Source organism: Christiangramia aquimixticola, from assembly GCF_048285835.1.
Taxonomy (GTDB): Bacteria; Bacteroidota; Bacteroidia; order Flavobacteriales; family Flavobacteriaceae; genus Christiangramia; species Christiangramia aquimixticola.
Map to the genome: position 1 here is coordinate 393,682 of NZ_JBLVTL010000002.1, position 6,098 is coordinate 399,779.

Genomic DNA, 6,098 nt, shown 5'->3' on the forward strand with positions numbered 1-6,098 from the left:
GCGGATTCTGAAGATAACCGGTACTACCTAAAACATAGTCTTTATCTATGCTGATCTTTACATCAAAATCTCCCCAAACTCCGTGGAATTCACGGGCGATATAAGGATCTGCATGCCAGCCCTGGAAATCATATTCAGCCAATTTAGGATACCACTGGCTCATAGATAGCGCTACACCTTCAGCACTGTTTCTCCCGGCTCTTCTAATTTGTTCCGGTACCTGACCCTTAAATTCCATATTAAAGGTGGTCTTTGAACCCGGAAGGATTGGTTTTGCAAGTTCAACTTCTAAAACAGTTCCAACCTCTTCATATTTCAAAGCTTCCCCGTTTTGAGTAAGAGAATTAACTCTTAAATATCCAATTTGATCTTTGGTAAGACCGGAGATCCTGCTTACAATTTCAGGATTTTCTTTAGTGCCTTTATTAATTGTCATTCTACCATCAGGATCTGGTACGCTCTCCAGTCTTGCGTTCATCTGCGAATCCGGTTGAAACGCATTGAAATAAAGGTGGTAAAATACCCGGTTCAAAGTATCCGGAGAATTGTTGGTATAGGTCAATTCCTGAGTTCCGGTATATTGGAAATTCTCAACATTCACATCCACCTCCATCTTATAATCAACATGTTGCTGCCAGTAGGAAGTGTTGTTTTGAGCCTGCATAAAGCCGGCTGTAAGCATTATAAAACTGAATAATATTCTTTTCATCTTAATTGTTTTTTGCGATTTGATCTGCAAGTATTAAAGCGTTATAAAGGTTAGCCATTTTTCCTGAAGTAGAAAGCTCCTGGAATTTTTTGGTATTATTTACATCTCCTCCAACTACTACGGTTGCTTTGGTAGTTAAACCACTATCAATAATGATTTGTTTTACCTGTGCAGCGGTCAATTTTGGATAATAACCTCTTATCAATGCTGCGATCCCGGTTACTGCAGGAGCAGCCATGGAAGTTCCCTGAAGATATTCATATTCATTATTAGGCGTGGTAGACCAGATCTTGGTACCCGGCGCAAACACATCTACATTGGACTTCCCGTAATTTGAAAAACTTGCTACCAGATTAGCTCCATATTCATAATTTAAAGCACCAACGGTAAGGAAATTATCGCTAATTTCTGAAGTTACTCCAGGTGTTTGATCATTAGGATAAACTCTTTTTTGATCAAGGTCCAAACCTTCGTTTCCGGCTGCATTCACAATAAGCACATCTTTTTCTGCAGCATATTTAATGGCGTCTATAACCCATTCCGGATTTGTTGAGAAATATTTACCAAAACTGGTGTTGATCACTTTCGCACCGTTATCTACCGCATATCTAATTCCTAAGGCGATATCCTTATCATATTCATCACCATCTGGAACTGCTCTTACCACAAGGATCTTTGCATTGTTTGCCACACCTTTAACCCCAATATTATTATTTCTATTGGCAGCGATGATTCCTGCTACGTGAGTCCCGTGCTTGGCATCTTCTTTTTTAGGATCTGGTCCTGAAACCTGATTATTTCCATAATTAGTCTCGGTTATATCATAAGGATTATCACCGGTCTTTTCACGACCATTAAAATTCATATTGAAGTGAGTATCCAAACGATTTTTAAAATATTCAATCGCTTCGTCAAGTTCCTTTAAAGCTTTTGGAATATTTTCATCCACATTGTTCTGGATCTGCGTAAGGATAGATTTATACTGCTGCATTTCCTGAGTTTCAGCCTTAAGATCTGCCAGTTGTTTTTTGGTATAATCTTCTGTTCCAAGTTTCTTGGAAACTGCTTTATGAGCAATGGTTATTTGATCCTTTATTTGAAGGTATTGCTGTTTTGTTTCCACAGCATCCTGATATTCCTTTTCATATTCGGCCTTAGCTTCAAGGTAAAGATTATAATCTTCACGGTCTGCAGTGCTTACACTACTTGAGGTTTTACCCTCGAATTTAGGTTTAAGACGCTTATAAATACGGGTATATTCCATATTCTCAGCAACTGCATCTCCAAGGAAATTCCAACCGTGTATATCATCTATAAATCCATTATTATCATCATCTTTTCCATTTCCGGCAATCTCTTTAGGATTGGTCCAGATAACTCCTTTCAGATCTTCGTGATCTATATCTACTCCACTATCCACAACTCCCACGAGCACGGTAGAAGGTCTGTTGTTTTTAATAATTTGAGAATAAGCCCTGTCTACACTCATTCCCGGAATGGTATCAAGGGTAAGGTCATTATTGGTCCAGCCTTTCAATTCAGCCTCAGTAAGATCCATTACCTTTAATGGGATGGAATCGATATTACTAACCGGAGTTGAAACTATCTTGGGAGAGGTACTGCTACATCCGGTAAGTATACCGGCGGCTAAAAATGCCAGAAATGGTTTATAAACAGGTATTTTCATATATAATTTAGTTAAATAATTCGTTGAAAGTATAGGTTTTATCAAGTCTCACACCTTTTTCGGTGTTTTTTAGAGTAACTATTTCGTTATGGGCATCATGTTCCAGGAAGAGATATAAATTCTCAGCTGCTGCTTTTTCCAAAAATTTCTTTTTCTCCTCCAAGGTTAATAATGGTCTGGTATCGTAACCCATCACGTAAGGGAGTGGAATATGCCCTGCAGTTGGTAAAAGATCGGCCATAAAAACCAGTTTTTTCCCTTTGTAATTAATATGCGGAATCATTTGTTTATCTGTATGACCATCTACAAATAAAGCTTCGAAACCAAGAGGCTCTATTTGGGTATAAGCATCATCATTGTTTCTTTCAACAAATTGAAGTCTCCCGCTTTGTTCCATAGGAATAATATTCTCCTTTAAGAATGAGGCTTTTTCCCTGTCGTTAGGAGCGGTGGCCCAATCCCAGTGATCTTTATTACTCCAGAAGCGAGCATTTTTAAAGGCTGGTTCGTAACCGGTTCTGTCCTTATTCCATTGAATGCTGCCTCCACAATGATCAAAATGAAGGTGAGTCATGAAAACATCGGTAATGTCATCCCGGTGAAATCCGTGTTTTTTTAAGGATTTGTCAATGCTATGGTCACCCCACTGAAAATAATAACTAAAGAATTTTTCACTCTGCTTATCTCCCATCCCTGTATCTATAAGGATAAGTTTATCACCATCTTCAATCAAAAGACAACGCGCAGCAATGTCTATCATGTTATTGGCGTCAGCAGGATTAGTTCTGTTCCATAGACTTTTAGGGACAACTCCAAACATGGCACCGCCATCAAGTTTGAAATTTCCGGCTTCAATAGGATAAAGATTCATTCGGTTTATTTTGCTGAATTCTCCGCAAAATAGAAAATCTTAAAGCCATTTCGAATTATTTTTATTTGATTTAACAGGAAACGATAATTGTAAGCCTTTGTTATAATAAGCTTTGTGAGTTAAACATTTTTAATATTTTTAGCTTTTAAAGCAAACTGAGAACTTATGGTTGAATTAGCAGGTATTGTGATTTTGGGGATATTAGCCCAATGGTTAGCATGGAGATTTAAAATTCCTGCAATTTTACCCTTAATCCTTATAGGACTGGCCGTTGGCCCAATTTCTACTTTTTTTACTGCAGATGGTTCCAAGCTTATTGAACCAATCTGGGATGGAACTTCCGGGTTATTTCCGGGGGAAAGCCTTTTCTATTTTGTGTCTCTTGCGATCGGGATCATTCTGTTTGAAGGAGGTTTGACGCTTCGGAAAGGTGAAATCTTGAACGTTGGTCCCGTTATTATAAAACTAATTACCATTGCCGTTATAGTAACCTTCTTTGGCGCCGGGATCGCTGCATATTATATCTTTGACCTGTCATGGCAGATCTCGTTTCTGTTTGCTGCTCTTATCATAGTTACCGGACCCACGGTTATCACTCCTATTCTTCGGAATATCCCGTTAAAAAAGGATGTTTCAGCAATTTTAAAATGGGAAGGAATTCTAATTGATCCAATTGGAGCTCTTGTAGCCGTACTTATGTTCGAATTCATAAGTGCCGGAACAGGAACTGAATTTACTGAAACCGCTTTACTGGAATTTGGTAAGATCGTGCTGTTTGGATTCACCTTTGGATTCACCTTCGCACATGCACTGGCTTTTGCCATTAAAAAGAATGTAATCCCTCATTATCTACTGAACGTATTAACTCTGGCCACGGTATTGGGAGTGTTTGTACTTGCCGATCTTTTCGCTCATGAAAGCGGACTATTGGCCGTAGTTGTTATGGGAATGGTTATGGGGAATATCAATTTACCTAACCTTAAAGAACTGCTTTACTTTAAAGAGTCGCTTAGTGTATTATTGATTTCTATCCTGTTCATATTATTATCAGCCAACATCAATGTAGATGACCTAATGCTGGTATATGATATCAAAGCTTTGATACTTTTTGGAACGGTGGTATTGGTAATTAGGCCATTAGGAGTTTTTGTAAGTAGTATTGGCTCCTCTTTACAAACCAATGAGAAATTATTTATAAGCTGGGTTGGACCACGCGGGATTGTGGCAGCCGGTATTGCATCTCTTTTCGGGATTGAACTGGCTAATCAGGGCGTTCCCGGAGCCGAATATATCACTCCGCTGGTATTTATGATCGTATTGGGGACGGTATTGCTGAATGCAACAACCGCAAGATTATTTGCTCAGCTGGTAGGAGTATTTCTTAAGAACTCTCAGGGGATTCTTATAATTGGAGCATCCACCATTTCAAGATTAATAGGATCTTATTTAAAAAAGAACAACAGGCATGTGGTACTGGTAGACAGTAATGGTGCCAATATAAAGAAGGCTGCGGAGCTTGGATTGGATGCCATTCAGGAGAATGTGTATTCAGATGACTTAATAAACAACATCGAACTTAGTGATGTTGGTTATTTGATGGCCATGACCGGGAACACTGAAGTAAACCTGAATGCCATTGAAAAGTTCAGAAAACACTTTGGTGAAAATGGGTCTTTTAGGGTAGTATCTTCAGATGAAATGTATGATCCTGAAAACAGCCCTAAAGAGGGTCTTTTCTCTCAAACCGATGATTATATCAAACTAACCAACCTGGCCAGAAAATATCCTTCCATCCATGAAATGGAACTTAACTCGAAGGAGCATTATGAAGGCCTTATAGAGATTAGTAAAACCGATCCGGACATTATTCCGTTATTCGTTAAGGATAAAGAAGGAGAATTAAGCATTATCCCTTCCAACAGTATGGAAGTGGAAATAGAGGAAGGTTATATGATCGTTTACCTTGGTAAACAAATGGAACCGGGAGACAGTGAAGAAAAAGAGAATATTGAGGAAAACGTGGAAAAAGATTAATCTCCTACTCTTTTTCCAGTTCTTCGATTAATTCATCGGTTATGTCAAGGTTGTGATATACGTTTTGAACGTCATCATCCTCTTCAAATTTTTCGACTAATTCCATGATCTTTGAGGCATCCTCAACAGGTAATTCTACTGTATTTAAAGGAATTCGCTGCACTTCTGAATTTTTGGGTTCTATGTTTAATTCTTCCAGTTTTGAGGACATTAATCCAAAATCTGTAAACTCGGTATAAACAGTAAGATATTCATCTTCTTTCTCGAATTTGGAAGCTCCACCTTCAATTAATTCCAGTTCGAATTCTTCAAGATCCATTTCGATCTTTTCCTTTTCAATTACAAAAACTCCTTTTTTATCGAACAGGAATTCCAATGAACCGTTGGTGCCCAGATTCCCCCCATTTTTAGAAAATATGGATCTTACTGAAGCCACGGTCCTGTTCTGATTATCGGTAGTACATTCAATAAAAAAAGCAATTCCATTAGGCCCGTAACCTTCAAAAGTTACCAGTTCATAATTATCTGCATCTGCACCTGAGGCTTTTTTAATTGCTCTTTCAATGGTATCCTTGGGCATATTCACTCCCTTGGCATTGGAGATGGCATTTCGCAATGCCGGATTGGCTTCAGGATCTGGCCCTCCACCTTCTTTTACCGCAACAGTGATCTCTTTTATAGCCCTGGTGAATTGCTTAGCTCTTTTCTTGTCCTGTGCTCCTTTTCGATGCTTTATATTCGCCCATTTACTATGTCCTGCCATTTTTTTAGTCTGTAGTTTTTAGTCCGGAGACGTG

5 protein-coding genes are annotated in these 6,098 nt (G+C 38.6%); 1 reads left to right on the plus strand and 4 read right to left on the minus strand.

Going from position 1 to position 6,098, the window contains the following annotated elements; all coding sequences use genetic code 11:
* The 3 genes from ACNKXV_RS05430 to ACNKXV_RS05440 all read right to left on the minus strand — a co-directional run.
* A partial coding sequence (locus ACNKXV_RS05430) for a gluzincin family metallopeptidase (protein ID WP_470269319.1) occupies positions 1 to 709 on the minus strand: 709 nt, incomplete at its 3' end.
* Between the two features lies 1 nt (position 710).
* Positions 711 to 2,396, minus strand: coding sequence for a S8 family peptidase (locus tag ACNKXV_RS05435; RefSeq protein WP_417906687.1), 1,686 nt, complete (start codon positions 2,394 to 2,396; stop codon positions 711 to 713).
* A 7-nt stretch (positions 2,397 to 2,403) separates the two neighbouring features.
* Entirely contained in the window at positions 2,404 to 3,267 is an 864-nt protein-coding gene (locus ACNKXV_RS05440) for an MBL fold metallo-hydrolase (protein ID WP_417906688.1), read from the minus strand.
* Positions 3,268 to 3,432: 165 nt separating this feature from the next.
* Between ACNKXV_RS05440 and ACNKXV_RS05445 the strand changes: the two genes are divergently transcribed.
* Positions 3,433 to 5,301: a cation:proton antiporter gene (locus tag ACNKXV_RS05445; protein ID WP_417906689.1), complete on the plus strand. Its 1,869-nt coding sequence runs from the start codon at positions 3,433 to 3,435 to the stop codon at positions 5,299 to 5,301.
* A 4-nt stretch (positions 5,302 to 5,305) separates the two neighbouring features.
* Here the strand turns inward: ACNKXV_RS05445 and ACNKXV_RS05450 are convergent, their stop codons facing one another.
* Entirely contained in the window at positions 5,306 to 6,064 is a 759-nt protein-coding gene (locus ACNKXV_RS05450; RefSeq protein WP_417906690.1) for a YebC/PmpR family DNA-binding transcriptional regulator, read from the minus strand.
* Positions 6,065 to 6,098: the final 34 nt, after the last annotated feature.

Bases quoted from the DNA above. Each gene is read 5' to 3' on its own strand.
- ACNKXV_RS05445 (WP_417906689.1), top strand. From the start codon at position 3,433: ATGGTTGAATTAGCAGGTATTGTGATTTTGGGGATATTAGCCCAATGG.
- ACNKXV_RS05435 (WP_417906687.1), bottom strand. From the start codon at position 2,396: ATGAAAATACCTGTTTATAAACCATTTCTGGCATTTTTAGCCGCCGGT.
- ACNKXV_RS05440 (WP_417906688.1), bottom strand. From the start codon at position 3,267: ATGAATCTTTATCCTATTGAAGCCGGAAATTTCAAACTTGATGGCGGT.
- ACNKXV_RS05450 (WP_417906690.1), bottom strand. From the start codon at position 6,064: ATGGCAGGACATAGTAAATGGGCGAATATAAAGCATCGAAAAGGAGCA.